This window comes from Ruegeria sp. CF5 (assembly GCF_056537325.1).
The window spans coordinates 487,977-514,787 of sequence record NZ_JBQFRI010000002.1; the positions used below are offsets into that span (position 1 = coordinate 487,977).

Annotated in this window: 28 protein-coding genes and 1 riboswitch; of the genes, 15 read left to right on the forward strand and 13 right to left on the reverse strand. The window is 59.4% G+C overall.

The annotated features are described in order from the left end of the window. Window positions 1–284: 284 nt before the first annotated feature. Complete coding sequence (gene folE2 / locus ACR0NW_RS08610; protein WP_480450004.1) at window positions 285–1,388, reverse strand: GTP cyclohydrolase FolE2; 1,104 nt, start codon at window positions 1,386–1,388, stop codon at window positions 285–287. Between the two features lie 466 nt (window positions 1,389–1,854). Beyond that, entirely contained in the window at window positions 1,855–3,045 is a 1,191-nt protein-coding gene (metZ, locus tag ACR0NW_RS08615) for an O-succinylhomoserine sulfhydrylase (RefSeq protein WP_480450005.1), read from the reverse strand. Window positions 3,046–3,109: 64 nt separating this feature from the next. Beyond that, window positions 3,110–3,187, reverse strand: a riboswitch (SAM riboswitch). Window positions 3,188–3,313: 126 nt separating this feature from the next. Between metZ and ACR0NW_RS08620 the strand changes: the two genes are divergently transcribed. The 3 genes from ACR0NW_RS08620 to ACR0NW_RS08630 all read left to right on the forward strand — a co-directional run bounded on the left by ACR0NW_RS08620 (window position 3,314) and on the right by ACR0NW_RS08630 (window position 5,981). Then, a complete protein-coding gene (locus tag ACR0NW_RS08620; RefSeq protein ID WP_480450006.1) occupies window positions 3,314–4,012 on the forward strand; it encodes a glutathione S-transferase N-terminal domain-containing protein in 699 nt (232 codons plus the stop codon). A 189-nt stretch (window positions 4,013–4,201) separates the two neighbouring features. Beyond that, complete coding sequence (locus ACR0NW_RS08625) at window positions 4,202–4,909, forward strand: creatininase family protein (protein WP_480791519.1); 708 nt, start codon at window positions 4,202–4,204, stop codon at window positions 4,907–4,909. A gap of 151 nt (window positions 4,910–5,060) precedes the next feature. Then, window positions 5,061–5,981, forward strand: coding sequence for a hypothetical protein (locus tag ACR0NW_RS08630; protein ID WP_480450008.1), 921 nt, complete (start codon window positions 5,061–5,063; stop codon window positions 5,979–5,981). Window positions 5,982–6,007: 26 nt separating this feature from the next. Here the strand turns inward: ACR0NW_RS08630 and ACR0NW_RS08635 are convergent, their stop codons facing one another. Beyond that, window positions 6,008–6,358, reverse strand: coding sequence for an OB-fold nucleic acid binding domain-containing protein (locus tag ACR0NW_RS08635; RefSeq protein ID WP_480450009.1), 351 nt, complete (start codon window positions 6,356–6,358; stop codon window positions 6,008–6,010). 149 nt (window positions 6,359–6,507) lie between these two features. Here ACR0NW_RS08635 and ACR0NW_RS08640 point away from each other — a divergent pair, with 149 nt between their 5' ends. Together ACR0NW_RS08640 and ACR0NW_RS08645 are read left to right on the forward strand one after the other, a co-directional pair. Then, window positions 6,508–6,831, forward strand: a complete 324-nt coding sequence (locus ACR0NW_RS08640) for a 2Fe-2S iron-sulfur cluster-binding protein (protein WP_170651693.1) — start codon at window positions 6,508–6,510, stop codon at window positions 6,829–6,831. Then, on the forward strand, window positions 6,831–7,697 hold the full coding sequence (locus tag ACR0NW_RS08645) for an FG-GAP repeat domain-containing protein (RefSeq protein WP_480450010.1): 867 nt from the start codon (window positions 6,831–6,833) through the stop codon (window positions 7,695–7,697). The genes ACR0NW_RS08640 and ACR0NW_RS08645 overlap by 1 nt, the downstream gene beginning before the upstream one ends. Before the next feature lie 12 nt (window positions 7,698–7,709). Here ACR0NW_RS08645 and ACR0NW_RS08650 read toward each other — a convergent pair whose 3' ends face one another. Together ACR0NW_RS08650 and purD are read right to left on the reverse strand one after the other, a co-directional pair. Next, on the reverse strand, window positions 7,710–8,324 hold the full coding sequence (locus ACR0NW_RS08650; protein WP_480450011.1) for a response regulator transcription factor: 615 nt from the start codon (window positions 8,322–8,324) through the stop codon (window positions 7,710–7,712). Between the two features lie 158 nt (window positions 8,325–8,482). After that, window positions 8,483–9,745, reverse strand: a complete 1,263-nt coding sequence (gene purD / locus ACR0NW_RS08655; protein WP_480450013.1) for a phosphoribosylamine--glycine ligase — start codon at window positions 9,743–9,745, stop codon at window positions 8,483–8,485. Window positions 9,746–9,832: 87 nt separating this feature from the next. Here purD and xseA point away from each other — a divergent pair, with 87 nt between their 5' ends. Together xseA and ACR0NW_RS08665 are read left to right on the forward strand one after the other, a co-directional pair. Further along, window positions 9,833–11,311, forward strand: a complete 1,479-nt coding sequence (gene xseA / locus ACR0NW_RS08660) for an exodeoxyribonuclease VII large subunit (protein ID WP_480450014.1) — start codon at window positions 9,833–9,835, stop codon at window positions 11,309–11,311. A gap of 3 nt (window positions 11,312–11,314) precedes the next feature. Then, window positions 11,315–11,956 (forward strand): glutathione S-transferase family protein, encoded by a 642-nt coding sequence (locus tag ACR0NW_RS08665; RefSeq protein ID WP_480450015.1) that lies wholly within the window; start codon window positions 11,315–11,317, stop codon window positions 11,954–11,956. Window positions 11,957–11,963: 7 nt separating this feature from the next. Here the strand turns inward: ACR0NW_RS08665 and ACR0NW_RS08670 are convergent, their stop codons facing one another. Continuing rightward, window positions 11,964–12,353 (reverse strand): hypothetical protein, encoded by a 390-nt coding sequence (locus ACR0NW_RS08670; RefSeq protein WP_480450016.1) that lies wholly within the window; start codon window positions 12,351–12,353, stop codon window positions 11,964–11,966. A gap of 167 nt (window positions 12,354–12,520) precedes the next feature. On the opposite strand from ACR0NW_RS08670, the gene ACR0NW_RS08675 reads away from it, so the two are divergent. The 5 genes from ACR0NW_RS08675 to ACR0NW_RS08695 all read left to right on the forward strand — a co-directional run bounded on the left by ACR0NW_RS08675 (window position 12,521) and on the right by ACR0NW_RS08695 (window position 16,788). Continuing rightward, a complete protein-coding gene (locus ACR0NW_RS08675) occupies window positions 12,521–13,159 on the forward strand; it encodes a lysoplasmalogenase (RefSeq protein WP_480450017.1) in 639 nt (212 codons plus the stop codon). A 58-nt stretch (window positions 13,160–13,217) separates the two neighbouring features. After that, a complete protein-coding gene (gene ftsY, locus ACR0NW_RS08680) occupies window positions 13,218–14,372 on the forward strand; it encodes a signal recognition particle-docking protein FtsY (RefSeq protein WP_480450018.1) in 1,155 nt (384 codons plus the stop codon). 88 nt (window positions 14,373–14,460) lie between these two features. Further along, window positions 14,461–15,363 (forward strand): DMT family transporter, encoded by a 903-nt coding sequence (locus ACR0NW_RS08685; RefSeq protein WP_170651685.1) that lies wholly within the window; start codon window positions 14,461–14,463, stop codon window positions 15,361–15,363. Window positions 15,364–15,380: 17 nt separating this feature from the next. Continuing rightward, a complete protein-coding gene (locus ACR0NW_RS08690) occupies window positions 15,381–15,986 on the forward strand; it encodes an inner membrane-spanning protein YciB (protein WP_170651684.1) in 606 nt (201 codons plus the stop codon). Between the two features lie 133 nt (window positions 15,987–16,119). Next, complete coding sequence (locus ACR0NW_RS08695) at window positions 16,120–16,788, forward strand: Crp/Fnr family transcriptional regulator (RefSeq protein WP_170651683.1); 669 nt, start codon at window positions 16,120–16,122, stop codon at window positions 16,786–16,788. 227 nt (window positions 16,789–17,015) lie between these two features. Here the strand turns inward: ACR0NW_RS08695 and ACR0NW_RS08700 are convergent, their stop codons facing one another. From ACR0NW_RS08700 to rpiA, 7 genes are all read right to left on the reverse strand, one after another. Further along, the gene (locus ACR0NW_RS08700; RefSeq protein ID WP_480450171.1) at window positions 17,016–18,455 is read right to left on the reverse strand and encodes a DegQ family serine endoprotease; all 1,440 of its coding nucleotides are present in this window, start codon (window positions 18,453–18,455) and stop codon (window positions 17,016–17,018) included. A gap of 201 nt (window positions 18,456–18,656) precedes the next feature. After that, the gene (locus ACR0NW_RS08705) at window positions 18,657–18,851 is read right to left on the reverse strand and encodes a DUF2065 domain-containing protein (RefSeq protein ID WP_480450019.1); all 195 of its coding nucleotides are present in this window, start codon (window positions 18,849–18,851) and stop codon (window positions 18,657–18,659) included. Further along, a complete protein-coding gene (gene hflC, locus ACR0NW_RS08710) occupies window positions 18,851–19,729 on the reverse strand; it encodes a protease modulator HflC (RefSeq protein ID WP_170651681.1) in 879 nt (292 codons plus the stop codon). The genes ACR0NW_RS08705 and hflC overlap by 1 nt, the downstream gene beginning before the upstream one ends. Next, on the reverse strand, window positions 19,729–20,883 hold the full coding sequence (gene hflK / locus ACR0NW_RS08715; RefSeq protein ID WP_480450020.1) for an FtsH protease activity modulator HflK: 1,155 nt from the start codon (window positions 20,881–20,883) through the stop codon (window positions 19,729–19,731). Before hflK ends, hflC begins: the two co-directional genes overlap by 1 nt. 84 nt (window positions 20,884–20,967) lie before the next feature. Further along, window positions 20,968–22,326, reverse strand: coding sequence for a glutathione-disulfide reductase (gene gor / locus ACR0NW_RS08720; protein ID WP_170651679.1), 1,359 nt, complete (start codon window positions 22,324–22,326; stop codon window positions 20,968–20,970). Window positions 22,327–22,422: 96 nt separating this feature from the next. Next, window positions 22,423–22,725 (reverse strand): hypothetical protein, encoded by a 303-nt coding sequence (locus tag ACR0NW_RS08725; RefSeq protein WP_480450021.1) that lies wholly within the window; start codon window positions 22,723–22,725, stop codon window positions 22,423–22,425. A 182-nt stretch (window positions 22,726–22,907) separates the two neighbouring features. Then, window positions 22,908–23,696 (reverse strand): ribose-5-phosphate isomerase RpiA, encoded by a 789-nt coding sequence (gene rpiA / locus ACR0NW_RS08730; RefSeq protein ID WP_480450022.1) that lies wholly within the window; start codon window positions 23,694–23,696, stop codon window positions 22,908–22,910. Window positions 23,697–23,823: 127 nt separating this feature from the next. On the opposite strand from rpiA, the gene ACR0NW_RS08735 reads away from it, so the two are divergent. From ACR0NW_RS08735 to ACR0NW_RS08745, 3 genes are all read left to right on the forward strand, one after another. After that, on the forward strand, window positions 23,824–24,600 hold the full coding sequence (locus ACR0NW_RS08735) for a methyltransferase domain-containing protein (protein WP_480450023.1): 777 nt from the start codon (window positions 23,824–23,826) through the stop codon (window positions 24,598–24,600). Between the two features lie 90 nt (window positions 24,601–24,690). After that, window positions 24,691–25,392: a glutathione S-transferase family protein gene (locus ACR0NW_RS08740; protein WP_480450024.1), complete on the forward strand. Its 702-nt coding sequence runs from the start codon at window positions 24,691–24,693 to the stop codon at window positions 25,390–25,392. A 1-nt stretch (window position 25,393) separates the two neighbouring features. Next, window positions 25,394–26,767: an L-serine ammonia-lyase gene (locus ACR0NW_RS08745; protein WP_170651675.1), complete on the forward strand. Its 1,374-nt coding sequence runs from the start codon at window positions 25,394–25,396 to the stop codon at window positions 26,765–26,767. The last annotated feature ends 44 nt before the right edge of the window (window positions 26,768–26,811 follow it).

Here is a 26,811-nt window from a genome sequence, read left to right on the forward strand (position 1 = left end):
AAACGATGCAGCGCAAAAATAAGAAATGTCCTAGCCCCACCCGGTGAAATCGGGCGGATCATCAGGTATTGCAGTCCCAGGCGTCGCACGTCTCGGCCCCCAATGTCGGACCAGCATCACCGCGACTTGCGCTGGCGTGCTGCAGCTGCATTCAGCCGCAGAATAACGCGTTTCCCTGCGCAAGCGCAGCATAATTCGCCGCACTGCGGCAAAAATCCGCTGGACGGCGCCCACTGCCCTGAAATTGATCAGAAATTGACCTTTGCCCGGGCCGTTACTTTCGCTTAGCCGACGTGAAACAGGGTACCGAACAGACGCGGATCAAGGCTTGATGCCGCAAAAGTGGGGCCCTGCGTCAGGATCGAGACAGCGTCATGGCTGTGCAGGCTTTCCTGATGGCTGGCGATTACCCGGAAATCACCGACGTGATGATCGGCCAGCAATTCGGCGCAGAACAGACGCGCGGCATCTTCGACAAAGATCGGGTTGGCCGCGTTCAGTTCGGCAAATGCCTGTTCGTCCTCGCGCTTGACCATGACCTGCGTTTCCGTCGGCACGGCGCGGCGGCAAAGCGCGATCATATCCTCGAACCACAGGCAATCCGCCTTTTCATCGACAACAACCGAGATGCGGGCGACCGACCGTTGTGAATGCGGCGTCGCCAGCTGTCCGCGATTTGAACGGGCATGTTCGCTGAGTTCCAGCGAACATGGGCAGGTCGACGAATAGACATAGTCCAGATGCATGATCTTCTGGCGCACCCCACTCTGCTCGACCAGTTCCAGAGCGATATCATAGTACTGATAGCCCGACAGGCCGGACCGCAGGCTTTCGATCCGATCCGGATAGGAAAAACGCATCTGAATGCGCGCATCAAAGCTGTCCAGATCGGTCATGTAGTCGTCCAGGGCCGAGGCCATGACCTCGAAACTGAAGGTGCGTTCGGCATGCTTGTAGAACGACCGCATGATCCGGGACATGTTGATGCCCTTTTTCTCGGCCTCCAGACTGACGGTTCCGGTTACGGACGCCTCAAGCGTCAGGTCGTCACCGTGCTTGCGATGAAACCGGATCGGCAGGCGAAAGTTCGAAATGCCCACATGCTGAATCTGCTGCCTTGCGCCTCTGATCAGGCTGGACGGGCCATTTTGCAGGTCGGGCAAAGACGCCTTGTAGGCATCATCCACAACAAAATCTTCGGGATATTCGCGCGATAACGATGGATAGTTGACCGGAACCAGACCCGGAATCAGACGCGCAACCGCCGGATCAAGCTGACTGATCTCGGCCTCGGACGCGGATTGCGCCCATTTCCGCAGCACTTTCAGCGCTTCAGCCGCGTCATCGCGGTTCGGATTTTCGTCAATGTCACGCGTATGGAGGTTCATTGATCGGCGTTCCTCATTTGATCGCCGCTGTATAAACGACTTCGCGGCTTTTACCAGTCTAGCCCGATACGCGCGAAATATCAGCCCGGATCATACTTTGCATATGCCAAAACCGTCCTTTCAGGTTTGAATACGCCGCAATACTGTCCCGGATTGGAAAGAAAAGAACTTTGACGCGTAGTCAGCCCGGCGCGCCGCCTTTGAAAGCACAGATGACTTGCGGGGAGCTTGTGCGCGACATTCTTGATCTTGACCGTTTTCCCGTCGACCGCCCTGTGCAGCGACGACTGAAACGCACTGGTTGATCGCTGCCGTTTGGATCTGACGCGGGATGGAATTTTCAATCTGGACGGCCTCATGCACCCTCATGTCACCGCGAAGTCAGTGACCAAGATGATGGTTTTTTGTTACGGCCGTACCTGAGTGGTAACCCCCCGGAACGCCATGCGCGCCGGGGGAACTGAGTTTATTTTTGAGAAGCGTCCAGTGCCTGACCGATATCGGCAAGCAGGTCATCGGCATCTTCCAAGCCGATGGACATGCGGATCAGACCGGGGGTGATCCCCAACTCGTCCCGCTGCTCTTCGCTCAGACGTTGGTGTGTCGTCGTCGCCGGATGGGTGGCGATGGATTTCGCATCCCCCAGATTGTTCGAGATCACCGGAATCGTCATGGCGTTCAGGAACGCAAATGCGGCTGCCTTTCCGCCCTTGATATCCAGCGACAGCACGGTCCCGCCTTTGCCGCCCAGTTGCGCTTGCACCAGCTCGTTCTGGGCGTGGGTGCTGAGGCCGGGGTACAGCGTCCGCTCCAGCGCCGGGTGCCCTTCCAGCGCCTCGGCCACTTTCTGCGCGGTCTCGGCCTGTGCATTCACGCGCAGCGCAATGGTTTCAAGCCCTTTCAGCATGATCCACGCGTTGAAGGGGCTCAGCGCACCACCGGTATGCTTCAGGTAGGGTTCAACCGTGCCACGGATGAACTCTTTGGTGCCGATGATCACACCGCCCAGCGCCCGCCCCTGACCGTCGATGTGCTTGGTGGCCGAGTACACGACAACATCCGCCCCCTGTTCAATCGCGCGCGAGAATACGGGTGTCGAAAACACGTTGTCCACGACGACAATGGCGCCCACCCCATGGGCCAGTTTCGACACCGCCTCGATGTCGATCACCTCAAGCGTGGGGTTTGACATGGATTCAAAGAACACGGCCTTGGTGTCCGGCCGGATCGCCGCCTGCCACTGGTCCAGATCAGTGCCGTCGACAAAGGTCACGTCCACGCCATAGCGGGTCAGAATGTTTTCGACGATATACAGACAAGAGCCGAACAACGCCTTGGCCGACACGATGTGATCTCCGGCCTTCAGCATCGAAACCAGTGCACCGTTAACGGCAGCCATACCCGAAGCGGTGGCAAACGCGTCCTCGCCCCCTTCCAGCGCGGCAATCCGCTGCTCGAACATCGAAACTGTCGGGTTGCCGTAGCGGGCATAGATGAACTCGTCCGGGCCGGTTTCGATGAACCGCGCCTCTGCCTGTTCGGCATTTTCATAGACGAAACCCTGGGTGAGGAAGATCGCCTCGCTCACTTCGTTATATTGGCTGCGGCGGATACCGCCATGCACGGCTTGTGTGCGCTTGTTCCAGCTCTTGCTCATCTCATTCCTTTCCGCCTCCAGCGCGGGAGGCAAACAAAAAACCCCAGACGCGGCCAAGCGAAAGGGGTCTTTCATCCTGACCTTTTAGCGGTGTTGTTTAGCGTGGCCCGCAATCCGGTAACAAATCGCCACGTGGTTCCTGAATTGCGCATACGCCTCGGGCGGGACTGCGTCAACCCTGCACTGCGTGCGGTCACGGTTCTGTAACCTCACTTGCCCTTCTCATCGAAACCGTCATCATCCGGTTCCGGATACCTGCGGAGGACACATGGCGGACCCGATCGAATTCTACTTCTGGCCCACGCCGAACGGCTGGAAAGTCTCTATCGCGCTGGAGGAGATGGAGTTGCCCTACAACACCCACCTGATCAATATCGGCCAGGGCGACCAGTTCGACCCCGAATTCCTGAAAATCTCTCCCAACAACAGGATGCCCGCCATCGTCGATCCCGACGGGCCGGACGGCAAACCCGTTTCCGTCTTTGAAAGCGGCGCGATCCTGATGTATCTGGCCCGCAAGACCGGGCGGTTCTATGGCAAAACCGAGCGCGACCGGATTGCGGTCGAAGAATGGCTGATGTGGCAGATGGGCGGCGTCGGGCCGATGGCCGGTCAGGCACATCACTTCCTGAAATACGCCCCCCAACTGGACCCGCCGCAGGACCTGCCCTACGCCAAAGACCGCTATCGCACCGAAGTCGGCCGCCTTTATGGTGTGCTGGACCGGCGCCTGGCCGAGAACGAGTTTATCGCCGGAGACTTCTACTCGATCGCCGATATGTCGGTCTGGGGCTGGGCCAGCCTGTGGGAGGGTCAGCAGCAGGTGCTGCACGACAAACCCCATTTTGCCCGCTGGCTGGACATGATGAGCGCCCGCCCGGGCGTACAGGCCGGGCGCGCATTGCATGCTGAACTACGCGGGGACCACCGCGACAGGCAGGCGCAGGGGGTTTTGTTCAAGCGGTGACTGACCTACAGGTTAGTGATCTACAAATCCCAGGCTGCTGGGAGAGATCAGAAAGGATTTCGCGTGCGCCGTTTTTTCAGCGGCAGGAATTTTTGGGTCTTTTGCCTGGCAGGATTTGCCTTCGCTACAGCAGGCTATTTTCAGGCTGCCTCCTCAACATTCCGGCCCAATCAACTGCTCCTGGAAGAGATGACCTGGCCAGAAGTTCATGCTTCGCTTGAAGCGGGTTACAAGACGATCATCATTCCGACGGGGGGCACAGAACAGAATGGGCCTCATGCCGTTCTTGGGAAACACAACTTTGTTGTGGCGCACACGAGCAGACAGATTGCCGAAAGGTTAGGAGGCACACTGGTTGCGCCGGTCGTGGCGTATGTGCCCGAAGGCGATTTTGACAGGCCGCTTACTGGTCACATGCAGTGGCCGGGAACCATTTCCCTACCAGAAGCGATCTTTGAACAACTGCTTGAAGCTACGGTTCGAAGTTTTGCTGTGCACGGGTTTGATGAGATTCTTCTGATCGGAGATAGCGGGGGAAATCAGGCTGCACAGTCCAAGGTAGCCGCCTCAATGAGCGCTGAATTCGCGCCTGCTGGTGTCGTGGTGCGCCACATTTCCGACTATCACGGCAATAACGGTCAAATTGCGCATCTTGAAAGCTTGGGGTTCGATAAAGAGCAGATCGGATCACATGCCGGACTGCGCGATACTTCCGAGCTTTTGTTCGTCAAACCAAGTCAGGCGAACCGCATACCTCTCGCGGTACCCGCAGGCTGGCCCTCGGGGTTTGATGGTCGCCCCGATCTTGCATCACCAGAAATCGGTGAGGCCTTGATTCAGCTGAAGATCGAAGCGGCGGTAGCGCAGGTGCTGCACCTTCGAGATGCCCGCCAATAACGCAGGCAAGCAGGGTTCCAAAGACAGGCACAGGGGGTTTTGTTCAAGTGGTGAGATTTTTTGGTCGATGACTGCTTTGAGCCCAAATTGACGTATCCGCACAAATAGTTTTGGTTGGCCATCTCAAGGAAAATAAGTAACCAAACCAGCAATGTTTTCAGACAACATAAACCCAGATTGGCCCGAAGCGGCTTGCGAGTATTTATCGAACGCCCTGCCATTGGCTCACAACGGCGAGGGCTGGGAGCATAGCTGTTCAAGCGCATTTCAAATGGGTTGTGAGGCACTCGCAAAACTCGGCTACGCCTGTGAAACCGATTGGGGCGCCATTCCACTTGACGCGCCTAAGCGTCCTGCTGTGTTACCTCGTTGGGACGATATCTGCGTCGCAGTGCTTTATCTGGCAAGCCAGCGAAATGAACTGTCGTACAGGTTGCATGACGGAAGCCTTCCGCCACCCAAAAAGGACCAGTTTGTCGTAGCTCGCTTAGGTGGCCCTCCTCTTCCTAATGTAAACATAAACAGTTCCAATGGACTTGGCTGTGCACACGCCGGCGAGAAAGTTCTTAAGGTTCTCGGTGCATTAGGTCTCATTGAAACTAACACTTGGACCAAAAGAGCGGAGCAGATTTTCTGGCGCGTTCAACCAAAGACTTGGAACCTGACTATCTCAACCAATCCGCGTTTTGTTGATGCTCTGGCAAAAGCTTGTGAAACGATGCCTGCTGACATTCGAGATGAGCTGTCCCGACTTACAGTAATAACCGACGAAGATGTTGAAGCCAGCGTGGCGCAAAGCAAGGCGTCTATCAAAGAGATGCGGGCAAGATTCGGCCCAAAGGCCAAGCTCGGTGAGCCTTGGACAGAAGAACAGGCGCGACGTGGCCTAGCTTTCTCAAGAAGCAATAGTATCGATTGGTTCTTCTTTCGTCGGTGGCGTATTTCGGATGGCTGGTTAACGTCAGAACAGGCAGCCAATGCACTGGAAATCTTTCATGATCCACTTGCCATGCAAATGCGCCGCTATGTCATCCGGAAGCTCTACCCAAATGCACAAATTCGCAACGAATGAATGTCGGCAAAGTCCGCATTGTAGACCTACCCCTCTCCCCGCACCAGCAGATCCAGCATCTCCGAGATATCCTCGACCTCTTCCGCGATCACATGGGTCACAGAATGCGCGCGCTGCATCCGGCCGGTGACGCGCAGCAGACGCCCCGAAATCACAGCGCGGCGGAAGCGTTCGTAGATCTTGCGCCAGACCACCACGTTCACGATGCCGGTCTCATCCTCAAGCGTGACAAAAATCACCCCTTTGGCCGTCCCCGGCCTCTGCCGCAGGATCACTAGCCCAGCGACAGTCACCCGCGCACCTTCGGGCGGTTCCTCCAGCCGGATGGCAGGCAGACAGGCGGGCGGGCGTGGCCAGTCCCGGACAGGGACCGGCATTCTGGCAAAGACGGCGCTCATGAGAACAAAAATAGAACAAAAGCCACTAATGTCCATACCTGCCATAAAGGGTCGCAAATGAGACTGGAAACACGTAAATCCCTTGACTAAGGAAGGTTCCGAACATCGCAAAAGGAAGACTCGAGCAAATGGCAAAGATCACCTATGTCGAGTACGGTGGCACCGAGCATACCGTCGAAGTAGCTAATGGCCTGACTGTCATGGAAGGCGCCCGTGACAACAACATCCCCGGTATCGAGGCCGATTGCGGCGGCGCCTGCGCCTGCTCGACCTGCCATGTCTACATCCATCCTGACTGGGTGGAAAAACTGCCCGCAAAGGACGACATGGAAGAGGACATGCTCGACTTTGCCTATGAACCCGATTCGTCACGCTCGCGCCTGACCTGCCAGATCAAGGTCTCGGACGCGCTGGACGGTCTGGTTGTGCAGATGCCCGAAAAGCAGATCTGATGTCAGGGCAGGCGCCGCGCCTGCCCGCGCGCCGATGGCACGCATATGCCTGCGGCGCGGGGTTGGTGCTGGGCCTGTGGCTGGGTTTTTCTAGCGCAGCCGAGGCCTGCCGAACATCGCCCAGTCATTGGGGAATTTCCAACGGCTCATATGTCGTCACGCCGGGTTGCAAATTAGGTCAGCCCGACGCCTGCCCGGGGCAAACTGTCTCTTCGGCATGGTACAGCCGCGAAACCAGCCGCTATGCGCATGGCGTTCTCGGAGACGCCATCGAATACACCCTGCTCTCTGTGCACTCCAGCGACCCCTCTACGGATTCTTGTGGGACAAAATCCGCACAGCTGGACGACCTTCATGTGTTCGAAGACATTGCCCCCAGACTGGTGGATTTGGACCGGGATCAAAGCGCGGAAATCATTACCGTGCGCAGCCACGCCGAAAAGGGCGCACAACTGGCGATATACGCCGACCGGGGCGGCTACAAACTTCAACTTATCGCCGCTACCCCTTACATCGGAAGAAAAAATCGCTGGCTCGCGCCCGCAGGCGCGGCGGATCTTGACGGCGACGGGCACGTTGAAATCGCCTATGTTGATCGCCCGCACTTGGCCAAAGTTTTGCGTATCTGGCGGTATGAGAATGAAACACTGACAGAGATCGCAACAATCCCGGGGCTTACCAATCACAAGATCGGCCAGAATTTCATATCGGGCGGCCTGCGGGACTGCGGCAACGGGCCAGAGCTTGTATTGGCCAATTCGGACTGGACGGAACTTGTGCTGGTCCGGCACGACGATGGCTGGACACGCGTCCCAATCGGTAAATTCTCGCAGCCAGCTTTGGAAAGTGCCATGGCCTGCAACTAGACCCACATCCCGTCAGGGATGAGGGCGTACTACATGGTTGCCTTCGATATCGCCAAGCGACTGGAACAGGGCGGCGGTATTGTTCACGCCGAATTTCTTGAGCAATCGCGCCCGGTGCACTTCGACCGTGCGATAGCTCAGATCAAGCTCGCGGGCGATTTCCTTGCTGGTCAGCCCTTCTCCTAGCAATGAATACACTTCGCGCTCGCGCCGGGTCAGCGGCTGATACCGGCGGATTTCCGACAGATCGGCAAAGCTCCAGACCGCCCTTGCCAGCGGGTCCTCGGGCGTGAACGTCTGTCCCCTGACCCGACACCAGAACAGATCACCGTTCTTGCGGCGCATCACCCGTTCGTCCCAATACAGGTTGCCCTCGCCCAGTTCCTTGTCACCCCGGTGCAGAATGTTCGAAAACTCTTCCTCGGTCGGGTAGAGAAAGACAAAGAGGCGATCCAGAAGCTCTTTACGGGAATATCCGAACATCTCGCAAAAGCGGTGGTTCACCTCGCGGATCACACGTGCTTCGGTCACGACAATGCCGACAGGCACCCAATCAAAAGCCAAAGCGCGCAATTCACGCGCGGCATAAGCGGCGTCCAATTCCGACTTGTCGATAGGTCCGTGCAAATCCCGTCTCCTCCGGCAGGATCATAACCCGACGAAAAGGCGAAAGAAAACCGTTCAGGTTTCCCACCGCGCTGCCGCAGGCCGCATCAGCGGCCTGCCCGGCCCAAGCCCCTGATGTCGCATCTCTGATGCGGCGTCGGGGCGCGGGAGCGCTCGGGTCAGAGCGCCCGCCAGCCGATATCGCGCCGAAAGAACCCTTCGGGCCAGTCGATGCCATCGACCATGGCATAAGCCCGGTCACGGGCATCCTGCAACGTATCGCCCCGTGCCGTCACATTGAGCACACGCCCGCCCGTGGCCAGCACGGCCCCGTCATCGGACTTCGTGCCCGCATGGAACACCATGTTTCGACTGTCTTCAGGCAGATCGCCCAATCCTTTGATCTGGGTCCCTTTCTCATAGGACCCCGGATAGCCCTTGGCCGCCATGACCACGGTGATCGCGTGATCGTCGCCCCAGTTTACGCGTGCATTGTCCAGCCGCCCTTCGGCCGCCGCATGCATCAGGTCAAACGCCTGCGCACCCAGTCGCATCATCAGAACCTGACATTCAGGATCGCCGAAACGTACATTGTATTCGACCAGTTTCGGCTGGCCGTCCTTGATCATCAGTCCCGCGTACAGCACGCCCTGAAACGGCGTGCCTCGCCGCTTCATCTCGGCCATCGTCGGGCGCACGATCTCATCCATCGCACGGGCTTCTATCTCGGTACTCAGAACCGGAGCGGGAGAGTACGCGCCCATGCCGCCGGTATTCAGGCCGGTATCGCCTTCGCCCACCCGTTTGTGGTCCTGCGCCGTGCCGACAGAAAGAACATGCTCACCATCACACAGGACAAACAGCGATGCCTCTTCACCCTCCATGAACTCCTCGATCACCACTTCGGCCCCTGCCCCGCCAAACGCACCGCCGAACATGTCGTCGATGGCATCCAGTGCAGTCTGCTCGTCCATGGCCACGATTACGCCTTTGCCCGCAGCCAGACCATCCGCCTTGACCACGATCGGCGCGCCCTGCTCTCGGATATAGTCCTTGGCTGGGGCAGCTTCGGTAAACCGGGCATAGGCCGCCGTGGGCGCGCCCGAGGCGTCACAGATCTCTTTGGTAAAGCTCTTTGACGCTTCCAGCCGCGCAGCCCCGGCCGAGGGCCCAAAGACCAGAACGCCCGCCTCACGCAGACGATCGGCCACACCAGCAGCCAGCGGCGCTTCGGGGCCGACAATCACGAAATCAATCGCGTTTTCCTCGGCAAAGCTGACGACCGCGCCGCCATTTTCGATATCCAGCGCCGCGCAGTCCGCGATCTGTGCGATCCCTGCATTGCCCGGTGCCACAATCAAACGGTCGCATTTGGGGTTTTGCATCACCGCCCAGGCCAGGCTGTGTTCGCGCCCGCCGCTGCCGAGAATGAGGATATTCATGTGGTGGTCTCCGATCTGCTTGGCCTCGCCTGCGCGGCGTTCTAAGCTGGGTGGGCTGACGAAACAAGACTGACTCGGGGTGCTGAAATGTCCGACCTGCTTGACGACCCCATTCCCGGCCAGAACACCCCGGAATATACCGTTTCCGAAATCTCGGGCGAGGTGAAGCGCACTCTCGAAGGGTCCTTCGGACGAATCCGTGTGCGCGGCGAGGTCGGGCGCGTGTTCAAGGCGCGTTCAGGGCATCTGTACTATGATATCAAGGACGACCGGAACGTACTGGCCTGCACCACGTGGAAGGGTCAGATCGCCGGACTTTCTGTTGTTCCCGAAGAAGGGCTGGAGGTCGTCGTCACCGGCAGGCTCACCGCCTTTGGGGCGCAATCGAAATACAACCTGAACGTCGACGAGGTCGCAGTCGCCGGTCAGGGCGCACTGATGGCCCTGCTGGAAAAGCGCAAGAAACAGCTTGAAGCCGAGGGGCTGTTTGCCCCCGAGCGCAAGCAGGCGCTGCCTTATCTGCCGCAGATCGTCGGTGTGATCACTTCGCCCTCGGGCGCGGTGATCCGTGATATTCTGCACCGCCTGCGCGACCGCTTTCCCCGCAAAGTATTGATCTGGCCGGTGGCCGTTCAGGGCGCGAACTGCGCACCCGAAGTAGCCCGTGCCATCGAAGGGTTCAATCAATTGACACCCGGCGGCGCCCTGCCCCGTCCCGATCTGATTATTGTCGCGCGCGGCGGCGGATCGATCGAAGACCTTTGGGGATTCAACGAAGAAATCGTCGCCCGCGCGGCAGCGGCGTCTCAAATCCCCCTGATCTCGGCCGTTGGGCATGAGACCGACACGACACTGATCGATTTTGTATCCGATCGCCGCGCGCCAACCCCAACCGCCGCAGCTGAACTGGCCGTGCCGGTGCGGATGGAACTGCTTGCCTGGACCAACGAACAAGGCGCGCGTCTATCCCGCGCAGCAACGGATGCCGTTCAGCGCCGCGCCCAGCGGCTGCGCGACCTGTCCCGTGCCCTGCCACGTCCCGAAACGCTTCTGGACACGCCCCGGCAGCGGCTGGATCAGGTGTCGGAACGTCTGCCCAACGCCCTGATCCGGGGGGTCCAGAACCGGCGCGTGAAACTGCTGGATGTGTCGGCACACCTGCGCCCCTCAACCCTGCGCGCGCTGGTCGAATCGCGGCGTGACCGCTGCCGCAACCTGTCCTCGCGCCTGTCTCTGCGTCCGATTGAGCGAGAGTTACAGAACCAGCGCGAAACGTTGAACAGGCTGACCGACCGTTTCAACACTGCCCAATCCACGCGCATCGACCGCTTGCGTCAACAACTGGGCGCGACAGACCGCCTGCGCGAAACGCTAAGCTACAAGGCCACGCTGGACCGTGGCTATGCCGTGGTGCGTGCGGATAAACAGGTGATGACGACCAAGGCCGAGGCCTCCAAACACGCGGTGCTGGAAATCGAATTCGCCGATGGCCGCCTGACCACCGGCAAAGCAGTGGCCGCAAAAAAGCCCGCTCAGACCCCGCCCGATCAGGGGACATTGTTCTGAACGATGCTGAAAATCTGGGGCCGAAAAACATCATCCAATGTTCAGGCCCTGATGTGGTCTGTTGGCGAATTGGGGCTGCCATACCAACAGCATGATCTGGGCCACCGGTTTGGCGGGCTGGATACCCCGGAGTTTCTGCACCTGAACCCGAACGGAACGATCCCGGTGCTACAAGACGGGGATAACCCGCCGATCTGGGAAACCGGTGCGATCCTGCGCTATCTGGGCGCGCGGTACGGCCCTGACAGCTTGTGGCCAGGTGATCCGGTGCAGCGCGCCGAAATCGACAAATGGGCCGAATGGGCCAAACTGAACGTCGCCATGCAATTCACCGTTCCTGTATTCTGGCAGGTCACCCGGGTACCGAAAGGCGAGCGGGACGAAGACGCAATCAATCAGGCGGTCGCATTGCTGGAGGCAAAGCTTGAAATCGCCGATGCGCAACTGTCCCGAAACACCCACATCGCGGGGCCCGAGTTCACCCTGGCCGATATCCAGCTCGGGCACATCCTGTTCAGGTATTACGATATTGAGATTCAGCGCAGCTCACTTTCACATCTGGCACGCTATTATGGGATGCTCACGGAACGACCCGCATATCGGGAACATGTCATGATCAGCTACGAGGAACTGAAACCCGGCTGAACCGGCGTCAGACACCAACATCAGGGCCGTGGCACACCATTTCTTCACCAGTATCCGAAGCCTCATACAACTCGGTCGCCTCGGGGTCCCCCTCGAACTGCGCAATTATTCCCGACGCGGATCGTGTGAAAACCCAGCACTGCGGGTCCAGCCGGTCTTCGTAGATGAAACAGATCTGCCCCTCGCGTTCATACCAGATGCCTTCCTTGCAATCGCCATCCAGAAAAGACCAGATCACCCGCCGGTCCGGCAAATAGCGTTCGACCCCATATGCTACGCCGTCATATCCGTAATACAGCGTCTTACCACGTGTGTAGGCGTCAAATTCTTCTCCCGACATCGGACTGGCCGCTGCCAAGGTCTGCGCAGTCAGAGACAACAGAATCGATAAACGCATCAACATGCCCCGATTGTGGCAGATCAGGGCCGCCGTTGCCATTGAGCAGCGTGTTACTCAGCCCGATCCCGCCGGATTAACTCGACGTCAGTATTGAGTCACTGAAACCATCCATCCCAAGCTGCCAATGGCGTAACGCCTTTATCGTTGGTAGCTCGGGAAGATACATGGAAATTCTACTGTTCTGGATCGCGGCGGCCAGCGCCCTTGCCTATCTCTCAATGGTAGCCCACAGCGCAAGCTCACTGCGCAGCATCCTGAAAACCGCCTCGGTCGCCCTTCTTGCGCTTTCGGCTCTGATTGCCGGTGGCCCATGGCTTCTGTGCCTTGGCCTGACACTCTGCGCCACAGGGGACGCCCTGTTGTCACGCGAAACCGAGGCCACCTTCATGGCGGGCATCGGCGCATTCGCCGCCGGGCACATCGCCTATATCCTTTTGTTCCTCAGCCACCCGACCAGCGACGCCACACTGATCTTCGACCAACCGGGTGTGTTCTGGACACTCATCGTTCTGGGCATCGTAATGGCCACGCTGCTTGCCCCTCGCGCAGGCGAACTCAAAGTCCCGGTACTGGCCTACATCCCGATCATTCTCGGCATGGGAATCGCTGTCCTTGCCCTGCCCGAAACGGGAAACCTGCGCTGGGCCCTGCCTGCGGCGCTGGCCTTCATCGCCTCGGACCTGATCCTTGCGACCGAGAAATTCCTGTTGCCCGATGGCCACCCCGCACTCAGGATCACCCCATACCTCGTCTGGCCGCTCTACTGGGGCGCACAGGCCGGATTTCTGTTCGCCTTTTCCTGACCCTTTGCAACTGCCGCAATTCCGCATTAGGTGGGGATAACACCTGCGGAGACCAGACATGGCGTTTTTCTCAAAGCTCAAGGACCGGCTTTTCAAATCCTCTTCGCGCCTCGAACAGGGGCTCGAAGCCATCGTCGAAGACGGCGGCGAAGAAACAGCCCCCACCCCGGACCCGGTGATCCCCGAACCGGAGCCAGAGCCGCAGCCCGTTCCCGAAGTTCCCGAACCCGCGCCCGCCCCACAGCCGGTCGAAACCCCGTCGCCAGAGCCGGCCGATCCCACACCAGCGCCCGCACCGACGGAAATCCCGGACAGCCCGCAATCCAAGGGGTTACTGGGCCGTCTGTTCAGCCGCAGTGACAGCAGCACGGTTATCCGCCGCACGCTGGACGACGACATGCTTGAACAACTCGAAGAGTTGCTGATCGCTTCGGACATGGGCGTCGATACTGCCCTGCGTGTCACCGCCAACATGGCCGAGGGCCGCCTTGGCAGAAAACTCTCGACCCGTGAGATCAAACAGCTTCTCGCGCAGGAAGTGGCCCGCGTGATGGAACCCGTAGCCCGCCCCATGCCCATCTATCCCAAACGCCCTCAGGTGGTCCTTGTCGTCGGCGTTAACGGCTCGGGCAAAACCACCACCATCGGCAAGCTGGCCAGCCAGTTCAAATCCGCAGGCAAAAAGGTCGTCATTGCTGCTGGCGACACCTTTCGCGCCGCCGCCGTGGAACAGCTTCAGGTCTGGGGCGAACGTGCAGGCGTCCCCGTCCTGACCGCACCCGAAGGGTCCGACCCCGCCTCTCTGGCATTCGACGCTCTGACCAAGGCGCAGGAAGACGGCGCCGATCTGCTGATGATCGACACGGCCGGCCGCTTGCAAAACCGTGCCGACCTGATGGAGGAACTGGCCAAGATTGTCCGCGTCATCCGCAAAAAGGACGACACTGCCCCCCACAATACCCTTCTGGTCCTCGACGCGACCACCGGGCAGAACGCCCTCAGTCAGGTCGAAACCTTCCGCAACCTTGCTGACGTCTCGGGCCTGGTGATGACCAAACTGGACGGCACCGCCAAGGGTGGCGTTCTGGTTGCTCTGGCAGACAAGTTCGGCCTGCCCATCCATGCGATTGGCGTCGGCGAACAGATCGACGACCTCGCCCCATTCGACCCCGAAGAATTCGCCGCCGCCCTGACCGGCCTGGACCCAACCTGATCCGACCCTTCATCTGGCCTCAAATACTCTCGGGGGGTGTGAGGGGCAGACAGCCCCCCACTATATCCACCCCGCGAAAGGCCGCATCGTGAGCGACTGGTTGATCTCCCTCGAAGGTACCGAGGCCGGGCACAGGCTGGCGCTCGGTCTTGCGCTGATGGCTGCCTTTCTGCACGCCGTATTCGGCGCCCTGCAAAAGGGCCGACACGACCCATGGCTGTCGCGCGGTGCGATCGATGCCTCGTACAGCCTGATGGCGGCGCCTTTTGCCCTGTTTGTCGTGCCCTGGCCCGAACCCCATATGTGGCCGATTTTCGCAACCGCATGGGCCATCCACATCCTCTACAAAATCCTGCAGGCGATGGCCTATACCAAGGGGTCATATACGGTTGTTTACCCCGTGGTGCGCGGCACTGGTCCGCTCTTCACCGTAATCGGGGCCTATCTGCTTTTCGGCGAGGTGTTCTCGACTACCCAGTGGCTTGGCGTCGCGGTCCTGCTGACCGGGATTTTCGGGCTTGCCGCCTATAATTTACGTTATCTGGAAACCAACCGTGACACGCTTGGCATTGCGCTGGCACTGGCGTTTTCAACCGGCCTCTTCGTTGCTCTCTATACGACCTACGACGCCTACGGCATTCGCGCCACGGCGGATCCCTTCACCTTTCTGGCATGGTTTTTCATGATCGATGGCGCCGTCCTGCCGTTCTACGCTTTCCTCAGATGGCGCGCCATGATCAACCCGCCCACACCCGGACCGTTGATGGTACGGGGCATCTCGGGGGGTATCGTCGCATTCATGTCGTTCGGCGCCATTATGCTGGCCACACGCCTGGACAAGGTGGGCGAAGCAGCGGTTCTGCGCGAAACCTCAACCGTGTTTGCCGCCCTGATCGGCTGGCTGGTACTGAAAGAAACGGTCGGCCCAAGGCGAATCGCACTGATGGCATTGATTGCATTGGGCGCGGTAATAGTTGAAATGGGGGGATGAGCAGCAGGATGGACTCAATGACCGACAAGAAAGACATCAACCCATTCCTCAAACAGGTGCTGGAGCTTGGCCCCCCGCTGGCCTTCTTCTTCATCTACCTGCGCCTGCGGGACGACAGTTTCCTGATCGGCGGCATCGAATATTCAGGCTTTATCGTCGCCACCATCCTGTTCGTACCACTGATGCTGGCGGCAATGGGTATCCTGTGGTTTCTTACCGGAAAACTCAGCAAGATGCAGATATTCACCGCCTTCATGGTGATCTTCTTTGGCGGCCTCACCGCCTGGTTCAACGACGAGCGGTTCTTCAAAATGAAAACGACGCTTGTCTACGGCTTCTTCTCGGCCATTCTGGGCATCGGTCTGCTTCAGGGAAAATCCTATCTCGCCTACGTTCTCGAAGAGATGCTGCCCATGCGCCATGAGGGCTGGATGATCCTGACCCGCCGCCTTTGCGCCTGCTTTGCGGTGCTGGCTGCAGCCAACGAACTGGTTTGGCGCACGATGTCCACCGATCTGTGGGTCAAGATCGAGACCTTTGGTTTTCCACTCGCACTCATGGTGTTTCTGATGCTGCAGTTCAACATGCTGCAAAGCTACATGGATGACCCGGACCGCCAGTAGCCCAGATTCACCGGATCAGCTGCCCTAACGCTTACATCAAGTTTAGGAAAATGCCTGACAATTTCCTTGGTTTAGCCGCCAAGCTGTGGAAAATGGGACCACCACCCACCGCCGCAGGAGCACCATACCCCGAATGACGACATTTCCCGACACCGGATTTCTGTCGGAAGCCTCGGAAAGACTGAAAGCCATGCTTTCAGCCCAGGCATCCGAAATCGTATTGCAACAAGGGGAAATTCTGTTCGAACAAGGGGATGAGGGGGATGCGCTTTACGCCATTCTCACGGGCACGCTGGAAGTGTCTTTTCTCGCCATGAGCGGACGCAAGCTGTCACTGGTCCTGATGCGCCCCGGCGAGGTGTTTGGCGAAATCGCCCTGTTTGACAACGGCCCGCGCACGGCCACCGTCTCGGCGGCGAAACCTTCGCGTGTCCTGCGCGTGCGCAGAACCGATGTGATGGCTCAGATTCAGGACCACCCGGAACTTGCCGGCGATCTGATCCGTCTGGCCGGCCTGAGGATGCGGTGGATGGGCGCGCAACTCAACGAACAGGTCTTCCTGCCCATGCCCGTCAGATTGGCGCGCAAGCTGCTGTATCTGGCGCAGTTGCAGGACGATCAGGCTGGCCGGATCATGCTGTCCCAAAGCGAACTGGCCGAATTTGTGGGCGCAACGCGCGAAGCGGTTTCGAAAACGCTGTCCAGCTGGCGACGCGATGACGTGGTCGAGGTCTCGCGCGGGGGGCTTGCCATCCATGACTTTGAGGCCCTGCGGGAACTGGCGGATTCAGACCTGATCTGAGGCTCTGCCCGCCCCTGTGATCCGCTTCACAGACGTCTTGCGCCAGTGCTGCTAACTTGATTGAGGTTACCGACTGAGGCTGGATGATCATCCCCGATATCTGTCCGACTGGCCTCTCCCTGTAACAGAGCCATATGCCCCGGCATATGGCTCTTTTAATTTGACAAGGACCACAAAAAAGGCCGGAGCTGCAGCTCCGGCCTTTTCCAATCCCGTGCAGAAGGCGATTACTCCTCCAGGCTCAAAGCCACGAAACGAGGTTCCCCGCCGCGACGCACCAGCAACAGCAGCGACTTGCGACCGGCTTCGCGGGCTTCTTCCATGCGCGTCTCCAGATCCGCGATCGACGTCACCTTTTGCTGACCCGCCTCGGTGATAACATCACCCGACCGCAGACCTTTGGCATAGGCCTCGGACGCCTCGTCGACATTGGTGACGACCAGACCTTCGGCATCCGCGTCCAACCCCAGTTCACTGCGAGAGTCATCGGTCAACGGCGCAATCGTGAGACCCAGAATGGTCTTGTTCTCATCCTCAGCCTCGTTGGGCGCTTCGTCGTCCTCGCCATTTTCCTGACGCTCGGCATCCTCGCGACGGCCCAGCGTCACCAAAATGGTCTGCGTCCCACCATCACGATGCACAACGACGCGCACCGATTTGCCGACTGTCGTCTCGCCTACCTGCCGCACCAGACCGCGCGTGTCTTTCACTTCAACACCGTCAAAGCTGAGAATCACATCGCCCGCCGCCAGTCCGGCCTCTTTTGCCGGACCATCGGGTACGTCGCTGATCAGCGCGCCGCCGGGTTTATCCAGCCCCATCGCCTCGGCCATATCCTCGGTCACATCCTGAATGCGCACACCCAGCCAACCGCGGCGGGTTTCGCCAAATTCGCGCAGCTGATCCACCACTTTCACGACAACATTCGACGCCATCGAAAAACCAATGCCGATCGATCCGCCATTGGGCGACAGGATCGCAGTGTTCACGCCAATCACTTCGCCATTCATGTCGAACAGCGGCCCGCCCGAGTTCCCCCGGTTGATCGCCGCGTCCGTCTGAATGTAGTCGTCATACGACCCGCTCAGTTCTCTGTTGCGCGCGGACACGATCCCGGCGGAAACCGAAAATCCCTGCCCCAACGGGTTGCCCATTGCGATGACCCAGTCACCGACGCGGGCGGTGTCGCTGTCGCCGAAAGTCACATATTTCAAAGGACCTTGCGCCTCGACCTTCAACAGGGCGATGTCGGTCTTTTCATCGGTGCCGATCACCTTAGCAGGCAGTTCCTTTTTCGGCTGTCCATCGCCGGGAAAGAACTCGACCAGAATTTCATCCGCCTCGGCGATGACGTGGTTGTTGGTAACGATATAGCCATCTTCCGAGATCACGAACCCCGATCCCAACGCATTGCTGCGACGCGGGCGGTTTTCGTCATCGCCATTGCGATCCTGAAACTCGCGAAAGAAATCTTCAAACGGGGACCCTTCGGGCACGATGCCCTGTGGTCCGGTCTGCCCTTCGATCAGGGTCGTCGTGGTGATGTTGACCACCGCCGGGCTGATCTTTTGCGCCAGAGGCGCAAGGCTTTCGGGACGGGCCTGCGCCGCAAGCGACTGTACCAGAACGAAAACCACACCCAGAAACGCCAGCCAGAGAAGCCGCATTCTTATGATCGCATCGTCCCGCCCAACGGTAATACTGCGTGCCTTTGCTTGCACTGGGGGTCTCCTTGTCACCAACCTGTTATCGGGTTGCCGCCTGCGGCAACCGGTTCTTAGGGTCCAATGTAGTCAGTTTGGCCCGGCCCGCAACTCGCGATAGCGGGGAATTCACCGGCATTTGAGCGCACCGTAACCAACCGGTTCTCAGAACCCCAGTTGATAGGCCCCCCAAAGCAGGATGAAACCGCTGACCACGCATAACAGACCAACGGTCCGGCGGGCGCTTTCGGGCAAGGCACGAAGCGCCTCCAGCATCCGCTCGATAAGCGAAGGGGCCAGCGCATAGGCCAGCCCCTCGACAATCAGCACCAGCCCGAAGGCCAGAAGGATCATTCCCATCAGCGGGTCGCCTGTCCTGTTGGCGACTTCAGATAGTTGAAGAACTCGGAATCCGGGCTCAGCACCATCGAGCTGTTACCGCCGCGCAGCGCACGCTCATAGGCAGACAGGGACCTGTAGAATTCAAAGAACTCCGGATCCTTGCCGAAGGCTTCGGCGAAGATGGCGTTGCGTTCTGCATCGGCCTCACCGCGGGTGATTTCAGCTTCGCGACGTGCATCGGACACCAGTTCCACCACGGTCCGGTCAGCCTGCGCACGAACACGTTGCGCCGCCTCGTTACCGCGCGCCCGTTCGTCGGTGGCTTCGCGTTCACGTTCGGCCTTCATCCGGTCAAACGTCGCCTCAAGGTTGGCCTGCGGCAGGTCGGTCGCCTTCAGGCGCACGTCGATCACGTTGACGCCCAGCGCCCGTGCTTCTGCAATCGCGCTGTTGCGAATGCGCAGCATCAGTGCCGCCCGGTCCGAACTCAGGATGTCGCGGGACGAAACCGAACCTAGCACCTCGCGGGTTTCAGCACGCAGAATGCGATCCAGACGATCTTCGGCCACCGGGATACCGCCGACGCCAACGGCCTGACGGAACTGGTTCAGGTCGGAAATCCGGTAACGCGCAAAGGCGTCGACCACCAGACGGCGATCATCCAAGGGGGTGACCTCCAGCGGTTGTACGTCGATCGACAAAATGCGGTCGTCATAACGCACCACTTCCTGAATCAGCGGGATCTTGAACGCCAGACCAGGTTCTTCCTTGACCGCGACCACGCGCCCGAACTGCAGCACCAGCGCCCGTTCGCGTTCATCCACGATAAAGATCGAGGACAAGCCAACGATGATTGCCAGAACGATGACCGGCAGAACAAAAGTCGATTTACGCATCAGTTGCTCTCCTGCCCGGTTTGTTCGCTGTTTCGGCGCAATTCATTGAGCGGCAGATAAGGCACGACGCCCTGCCCATCTCCGGTGGCGTTTTCGTCCAGAATGATCTTGTCCACATCGCCCAGAATCTGCTCCATCCGCTCCAGATACAGACGTTTGCGGGTTACGTCCGGTGCCTTGGTATATTCCTCAAGAACCGCGCTGAAACGACTGGCCTCACCTTGCGCACTGTTGATCTGCTGGGCGCGATAGGCTTCGGCTTCTTCCAGAATCTGCGCTGCTTCACCGCGCGCTTCAGCCAGCACCCGGTTGGCATAGGCATCGGCCACGTTCTGCAAACGATCCCGTTCCTGCGCAGCAGCCTGAACGTCGCGGAAGGCGGCGATCACGTCCTGCGGCGGGTCAGCCTTGTCAAAGTTTACGCGGACGATGTTAATCCCGGAATCATAGCTGTCCATCGTGGACTGGATCAGTTCCTGCAGACGGTCCGCAATAATACCACGATCCCGGTTCAGGATCGGCGCCAGTTCAGACTGTGCAATAATCTCGCGCATCGCCGATTCAGACACGGCCCGGATCGTCGGACGCGGATCGCGCAGGTTGAACAGGAACTTGGCGGGATCGTTGATGTTCCATACGACCTGATAGTCGATATCGACCACGTTCTCGTCGCCGGTCAGCATCAGGCCATCGTCGCTGCCACGCGCACCGCCCATATCTTCGGTCTGTTCGCGGGTAACCGGGATTACCTCGGCCGTGATCACCGGCCATGGCGCAAAGTTCAGCCCGGGATTGCCGATGGACGAAAACTCGCCAAGAAACAGCTCAACCGACTGCTCTTCCGGCTTGACGGTGTAAAAGCTAGCTGCGCCCCACAGGCCAGCGGCCACCAGAACGCCCAGCGCCACGGTCCCTTTGGTAAAGATCGGACCACCGCCGCCAGCACCCTTGCCGTCACCGCCTCGGCCACCGCCGCCGCGCCCGCCCATCAGCACGCGCAACTGCTCCTGACCTTTTTTCATCAGTTCATCGATCTCGGGGATCTGCGGGCCATCACCTTCGGGCGGGCGTCGCCCGTCACCGTTGTTTCCCCGATTTCCTCCGCCTCCGGATGAGCCTCCGCCCCCCCAGGGGCCACCGCTGTTGCCCGCCATATTTTGTCTTTCCTTTGTTTGGACCGGTGTTCCGGCCCGCGTGATCACGAAGTCACTTGTAACGTGTGTACGCCAGCTTGCAAATCAAGCGCTGCGTACAGGTTGCCGCATTGTAACCAATTCCTCGGCCATAACCGGATGAACGGCCACGGTTCGGTCGAAATCTTCCTTGGTTGCACCCATCTTGACCGCGATTCCGGCCAACTGGATCATTTCGCCTGCACCCGGCGCCACGATATGGCAGCCCAGCACTTTGCGGGTTGCCTTGCTGACGATCAGTTTCATCAGCACACGCTGCGACCGTCCGGCAAAGGATTGCTGCATCGGCTTGAATGAGGTCGCATAAACTTCAATCGGCTCCTGCGCCGCCGCGTCCTCTTCGCTCAGGCCCACGGTTCCCATTTCCGGCTGCGTAAAAATCGCCGTCGGGATCAGCTCGTGATCGACCGGCGTCGGGTTGGATTTGAACACGGTTTCGACAAAGGCCATGCCTTCGCGGATCGCAACCGGGGTCAGGTTCACCCGGTCAGTCACGTCACCGATAGCATAGATCGAGGGCACGCCGGTCTGGCTGTATTCGTCCACGACGATCTCGCCCTTGCGGCCCCTCTCGACCCCGATCTCTTCAAGCCCCAGATCGTCCGCATTGGGCGAACGGCCCGTGGCATACATCACCACGTCAAACAGACGTTCAGTACCATCCGTGGCCTTGACGCGGATTTTGTCCCCGTCTTTAACCATCTCCAGCACGTTGGTGCCCAGATGAACATCGACGCCGTTCTGCCGCATCTCTTCACAGATCAATCCGCGGGCTTCTTCGTCGAAACCGCGCAAAATCTGCGCGCCACGATAGAATTGGGTGGTCTCGACCCCCATACCGTTCATGATGCCCGCGAATTCACTGGCGATATAACCACCGCCAACGATCAGCATCGACCCCGGCAGCTTGTCCAAATGGAAAATCTCGTTCGAGGTGATCGCCAGTTCCGAGCCCGGAAACTCTGGCACGACCGGACGGCCACCCGTTGCGATTAGGATATGCTTGGCGGTCTTGCGCGTGCCATCGGCCAGCTCGACCGTATGCGGATCAACCAGACGCGCACGCTGATCAAAGCTTTCGACGCCGTTGTTTTTGAGGATGTTGCGATAGACGCCTTCCAGCCGGTCCAGCTCGGCATGCAGCTTGCCGCGGAAAGCAGTCCAGTCGAACGCACCCGGTTTGACATCCCAGCCATACGCCTGTGCATCCTCGACCATTCCGGAATACTCACTGGCAAAGACCATCAGCTTTTTCGGCACGCAGCCGCGGATTACGCAGGTGCCGCCATAGCGATCTTCTTCGGCCAGCGCCACCTTGGCCCCGTTTTCCCCTGCCGCCACACGCGCGGCGCGTACTCCGCCCGAGCCGCCACCGATAACGAACAGATCGTAATCAAAGCTCATTTACCCTGCCTCTTCCATATTTCCACAAGCGCCGTACGGCCTTGCAAGGGGTGTAACTCATCGCGCGCCACTGTCCAGAGGGTTCCGACACGCCAGCTAGCCACGTTCGACGCCCTGAACGTCCACACCACGTTGCCGCAACGCATTGATGAAACGCTCACATATGACGGTGTCGAGCAATTGCAACGGTAGTTTCTTGGACTTGCGCCTGTCTTCGCTGTTGATGAAATTGACAAAGCTGTATTGCCGGTAGTCTCCGACGTCGATGGATCGGACTTGCGACCACGGAATCGTGAAGTAGCGTAGATTGAGGTCCAGAAACCGGATGCCATCGTCATCCAGAATTACCACGCGCCGATCCAGAGCGACGCGCACGGCCCTGACGACTAACAGCGTCATAGATACAGCCCAGACGACTATCCCAATCTGGAAAAGCAAGATTTTTCCCGGCGAATTCAATTGCAAATCCACTACCGGGTATAATCCAAGGACAGCTGCGCCAATTGCAATCCACATGACGGCTGGCGCGCGCATCAACGCAGCCGTTCCTGAAATCCGGAATTCTTGCTGCGTCCCTGAACTCAATCCTTCAGGTCCGAAAACAGGTTGTCGCTGTTGTCCTCTCCCAGCCGGTCCAGCTCGATCGTGCCTTCGTTGATGTCGCGCAACTCGACCCGGCCATCACCGTGGCCGATGACGACCCGGTCGCAGATGTCGATGAACAGACCGTTTTCCACGATACCGGGGATTTGGTTCAGAACCAGTGCCAGCTGGCGTGCATTGCCGATCCGTTGCAGATGAAGGTCCAGAATGTGGTTGCCTTCATCGGTGACAAACGGCGCCTCGCCATTCATCCGCAGCGCCGCCGAGCTGCCCAGCACGTCCATCGAATCCAGTGTTTCCTCGATCAGAGACCGCGTGGTCTGCCAGCCAAAGGGGATCACCTCGACCGGCAGCGGGAACGCTCCCAGTGTTTCAACCTCTTTCCCGGCATCGGCGATCACCACCATCATGTCGCTGGCGGTCGCCACGATCTTTTCCTGCAACAGCGCCCCGCCGCCACCCTTGATCAGGTTCAGCTCACCATCGAACTCATCCGCGCCATCAATGGTGATATCCAGCCATCCCGCCTGATCCAGCGAAACAACCTCGATCCCGACCTCACGCGCCAGTTGTGCCGTGCGGGTTGATGTCGGCACACCCCTGATCCGCAGCCCTTCGTCACGCACCCTTTCGCCCAGACGACGCACCAGCCAGGCCGCCGTCGATCCGGTGCCCAACCCTACGCGCATCCCGTCTTCGACCATGTCGGCGGCGCGCCTTGCGCTGACGTATTTGGCCTTGTCGATGGGGGACAGTTCTCCGGTCATGGCAGCCTCGCAGAAAGCAGAATTTGTGCCCTTATATGCAAACTGCCTTCCCGGCGCGAGGGGGCCGTGGGCGGTTTCCTTCTCGAAACCCGGAAAATTCGGTATCCTTTCCCGTAGGGGGCAATACATGCTGCAATTCGACGAAGCCACCACACGCCTGCTGGATAACGCCTATCAGGGCGCGGATGTGACCCGCCGCCGCGCCGCCAATCTAAGGGCGCTCTCGCCGGTCCCGGGTGATACCATCCTTGACCTTGGTTGCGGCAACGGCTTGCTATCGATCGAACTGGCGCGTGCGGTGGGCGCTGGTGGCAGGGTCGTTGGCCTCGACCCAAGCGACGACATGCTGTCCGCCGCGCGCGCCCGATGCGCCGAATTCGACACAATCGACCTGATCGAGGGAGCCGCCGAGAACCTTCCCTTTGCCGAAAATGAATTCGACAAGGCGGTTTCCCTTCAGGTTTTCGAGTATTTCTCTGACACCCGCCCTGCGCTTCGCGAACTGTATCGGGTTCTGCGCCCGGGCGGCAGGCTTGTCATTGGAGATATGCACTGGGACACGCTGTGCTGGCACAGCGCGCACCCTGATCGAATGTCACGCATGATCAAAATCTGGGACCTGCACCTTGCCGACCGCTGCGTTCCTGCGATCCTTCCTGAAAAACTGCGCGAATGCGGTTTCGAAGCCGACAGGGTAGAACCATTGGTGTTTTGCGACACAACGCTGCGGCCCGACGGGCAAGCTCGGATGATGATGCAACTGATGAGCGCTTATGCGATACAGAACGGCCATATGTCCGAAGAAAAAACCAACGCATGGTCCCACGAACAGCACAGCCTTGCTGAACAGGGGCGTTTTTTCATGTCCATAACTCATTTCATCTGGGTTGCCCGCAAACCCTGAAAGCGAAACATATCCCCAAAATGCGCGTTTCCGATTGGAAACGTCGCAATCAAGACTTTGTGAATCGTCCGCGCCCCTTAAACAGGCGGTATGGATACGCGCTATCGCCTTCATTACGCCCCTGACAACGCCTCGCTGGTGATCCGGCTGGCGATGGAAGAGATGGGTCTGCCCTACGAAACCGTTCTGGTGGATCGGCGCAATTACGAGCAGGACAGCGCGGCCTATCGTGCGCTCAATCCAAACGGTCTTATCCCGGTGCTGGAAACGCAGCACGGCCCGATATTCGAAACCGCCGCCATTCTGCTATGGCTGGCGGACACGCACGGGCAACTGGCCCCACTGCCGGACAGCACCGAACGCGCGGCGTTCCTCAAATGGTTCTTCTTTGCCTCGAATACGCTACATGCCGATCTGCGCATCCTGTTTTATGCCGAAAAATACATCGACCGCTCGCAGGCCGAAACCCTGCGGGCAGGCATCCGGCCCCGGCTGCGGCAACACCTCAAACTGCTGGAAGCCGAGGCCAAACGCGCACCCTCGTGGCTGAACGCAGACGAACCGTCGGTTCTGACCTGGTATCTTGCCTGCATGATGCGGTGGATGGCATTATATCCGGCAAAGACGGACCGCAGTTGGTATCAGCTTGCCGACACCCCATATCTGCAGAAGATCCTGATGCAGTTGGAAACCCGCCCCGCAACCCGCGCCGCGATTGGCGCCGAGGGGCTTGGGGTTACACCGTTCACATCGCCCACCTACGCCACCCCTCCAGAAGGCTCAGCAACCTAAGATGTTCCTCTCAGTTTTCGATATGTTCAAAGTGGGCGTCGGCCCCTCCTCGTCACACACAATGGGGCCGATGGTTGCGGCTGCGCGGTTTCTTGACCTGATGCGCGCCTCGCCTTTCGAATTTGCGGGCCTCAAAGGATCGCTGCACGGCTCGCTGGCCTTTACCGGCGTGGGCCACGCCACGGACCGCGCCACCATCCTTGGCCTCGCCGGGTTCGTGCCCGACACCTATGACAACGACAAGGCCGAGGCGGCGCTGGCGGCGATTGCCGAAACCCATTCTGTTACACCCGAAGGTCTGCCGACGCTCAAGTTCGATCCCAAGGCCGATCTCATCTTCGACTACGACCAGACCCTGCCCGGTCACGCCAACGGTATGATCCTGATGGCCACCGACGCACAGGGCGACGTGATCCTGCGGCAGGTCTATTACTCGGTCGGCGGCGGCTTCGTCCTGACCGAGGAAGAACTGGCCGAGGGCAAGGACACCAATGACGGCCCGTCCGTACCCTACCCCTTCACCTCCGCCGCGCAGATGCTCGAAATGGCCAAGGAAAGCGGGAAAAGCATTGCTCAGATGAAGCGTGAAAACGAAATCGCGCGCGGCTGTCCCAACAGTTTTGCCAAAGGCACTGCCCGCCTGTGGGAGGTGATGAACGGATGCATCGAACGCGGCCTGTCCACCGACGGCATCCTGCCCGGCGGCCTGAACGTCCGCCGCCGCGCCAAGGGTATTCACGAGGCCCTTCTGGCCGAACGCGGCATGAACCTGAACGCGCCGCACACCATCAACGACTGGATGAGCGTTTACGCCATGGCCGTGAACGAGGAAAACGCCGCTGGCGGTCAGGTCGTCACCGCCCCGACCAACGGCGCGGCGGGCACCATGCCTGCGGTTCTGCGCTATTACCTCGATCACGTTCCCGGTGCGTCCGAAAGTCATGTCGAGGATTTCCTGCTGACCGCAGCCGCCATTGGCGGACTGATCAAATACAACGCCTCGATCTCGGGGGCCGAAGCCGGATGTCAGGCCGAAGTCGGCAGCGCTTCCGCCATGGCCGCCGCCGGGCTCTGCGCCGTCATGGGGGGTACACCGGAACAGGTTGAAAACGCCGCCGAGATCGCGCTTGAGCATCACCTTGGCATGACCTGCGATCCTGTGGCGGGGCTGGTGCAGGTGCCCTGCATCGAACGCAACGGCCTTGCCGCGATCAAGGCCGTCTCGGCCGCATCGCTGGCGCTACGCGGCGACGGGCAACATTTCGTACCGCTCGATTCCGCTATCGAAACCATGCGTCAGACCGGTCACGACATGCATGAAAGATACAAGGAAACCTCACTCGGTGGTCTGGCGGTCAACGTTCCCAACTGCTGAGCTTCTCATTCGGTCTTTCCAGCAGGGGCGCGCTGACATAGCGT

What these genes read in the sequence shown, in the direction of transcription:
- folE2 (WP_480450004.1), bottom strand. Translation starts at nt 1,388, where the DNA reads ATGAACCTCCATACGCGTGACATTGACGAAAATCCGAACCGCGATGAC.
- metZ (WP_480450005.1), bottom strand. Translation starts at nt 3,045, where the DNA reads ATGAGCAAGAGCTGGAACAAGCGCACACAAGCCGTGCATGGCGGTATC.
- ACR0NW_RS08620 (WP_480450006.1), top strand. Translation starts at nt 3,314, where the DNA reads ATGGCGGACCCGATCGAATTCTACTTCTGGCCCACGCCGAACGGCTGG.
- ACR0NW_RS08625 (WP_480791519.1), top strand. Translation starts at nt 4,202, where the DNA reads ATGACCTGGCCAGAAGTTCATGCTTCGCTTGAAGCGGGTTACAAGACG.
- ACR0NW_RS08630 (WP_480450008.1), top strand. Translation starts at nt 5,061, where the DNA reads ATGTTTTCAGACAACATAAACCCAGATTGGCCCGAAGCGGCTTGCGAG.
- ACR0NW_RS08635 (WP_480450009.1), bottom strand. Translation starts at nt 6,358, where the DNA reads ATGCCGGTCCCTGTCCGGGACTGGCCACGCCCGCCCGCCTGTCTGCCT.
- ACR0NW_RS08640 (WP_170651693.1), top strand. Translation starts at nt 6,508, where the DNA reads ATGGCAAAGATCACCTATGTCGAGTACGGTGGCACCGAGCATACCGTC.
- ACR0NW_RS08645 (WP_480450010.1), top strand. Translation starts at nt 6,831, where the DNA reads ATGTCAGGGCAGGCGCCGCGCCTGCCCGCGCGCCGATGGCACGCATAT.
- purD (WP_480450013.1), bottom strand. Translation starts at nt 9,745, where the DNA reads ATGAATATCCTCATTCTCGGCAGCGGCGGGCGCGAACACAGCCTGGCC.
- xseA (WP_480450014.1), top strand. Translation starts at nt 9,833, where the DNA reads ATGTCCGACCTGCTTGACGACCCCATTCCCGGCCAGAACACCCCGGAA.
- ACR0NW_RS08665 (WP_480450015.1), top strand. Translation starts at nt 11,315, where the DNA reads ATGCTGAAAATCTGGGGCCGAAAAACATCATCCAATGTTCAGGCCCTG.
- ACR0NW_RS08670 (WP_480450016.1), bottom strand. Translation starts at nt 12,353, where the DNA reads ATGCGTTTATCGATTCTGTTGTCTCTGACTGCGCAGACCTTGGCAGCG.
- ACR0NW_RS08675 (WP_480450017.1), top strand. Translation starts at nt 12,521, where the DNA reads ATGGAAATTCTACTGTTCTGGATCGCGGCGGCCAGCGCCCTTGCCTAT.
- ftsY (WP_480450018.1), top strand. Translation starts at nt 13,218, where the DNA reads ATGGCGTTTTTCTCAAAGCTCAAGGACCGGCTTTTCAAATCCTCTTCG.
- ACR0NW_RS08690 (WP_170651684.1), top strand. Translation starts at nt 15,381, where the DNA reads ATGACCGACAAGAAAGACATCAACCCATTCCTCAAACAGGTGCTGGAG.
- ACR0NW_RS08695 (WP_170651683.1), top strand. Translation starts at nt 16,120, where the DNA reads ATGACGACATTTCCCGACACCGGATTTCTGTCGGAAGCCTCGGAAAGA.
- ACR0NW_RS08700 (WP_480450171.1), bottom strand. Translation starts at nt 18,455, where the DNA reads ATGCGGCTTCTCTGGCTGGCGTTTCTGGGTGTGGTTTTCGTTCTGGTA.
- ACR0NW_RS08705 (WP_480450019.1), bottom strand. Translation starts at nt 18,851, where the DNA reads ATGGGAATGATCCTTCTGGCCTTCGGGCTGGTGCTGATTGTCGAGGGG.
- hflC (WP_170651681.1), bottom strand. Translation starts at nt 19,729, where the DNA reads ATGCGTAAATCGACTTTTGTTCTGCCGGTCATCGTTCTGGCAATCATC.
- hflK (WP_480450020.1), bottom strand. Translation starts at nt 20,883, where the DNA reads ATGGCGGGCAACAGCGGTGGCCCCTGGGGGGGCGGAGGCTCATCCGGA.
- gor (WP_170651679.1), bottom strand. Translation starts at nt 22,326, where the DNA reads ATGAGCTTTGATTACGATCTGTTCGTTATCGGTGGCGGCTCGGGCGGA.
- ACR0NW_RS08725 (WP_480450021.1), bottom strand. Translation starts at nt 22,725, where the DNA reads ATGACGCTGTTAGTCGTCAGGGCCGTGCGCGTCGCTCTGGATCGGCGC.
- rpiA (WP_480450022.1), bottom strand. Translation starts at nt 23,696, where the DNA reads ATGACCGGAGAACTGTCCCCCATCGACAAGGCCAAATACGTCAGCGCA.
- ACR0NW_RS08735 (WP_480450023.1), top strand. Translation starts at nt 23,824, where the DNA reads ATGCTGCAATTCGACGAAGCCACCACACGCCTGCTGGATAACGCCTAT.
- ACR0NW_RS08740 (WP_480450024.1), top strand. Translation starts at nt 24,691, where the DNA reads ATGGATACGCGCTATCGCCTTCATTACGCCCCTGACAACGCCTCGCTG.
- ACR0NW_RS08745 (WP_170651675.1), top strand. Translation starts at nt 25,394, where the DNA reads ATGTTCCTCTCAGTTTTCGATATGTTCAAAGTGGGCGTCGGCCCCTCC.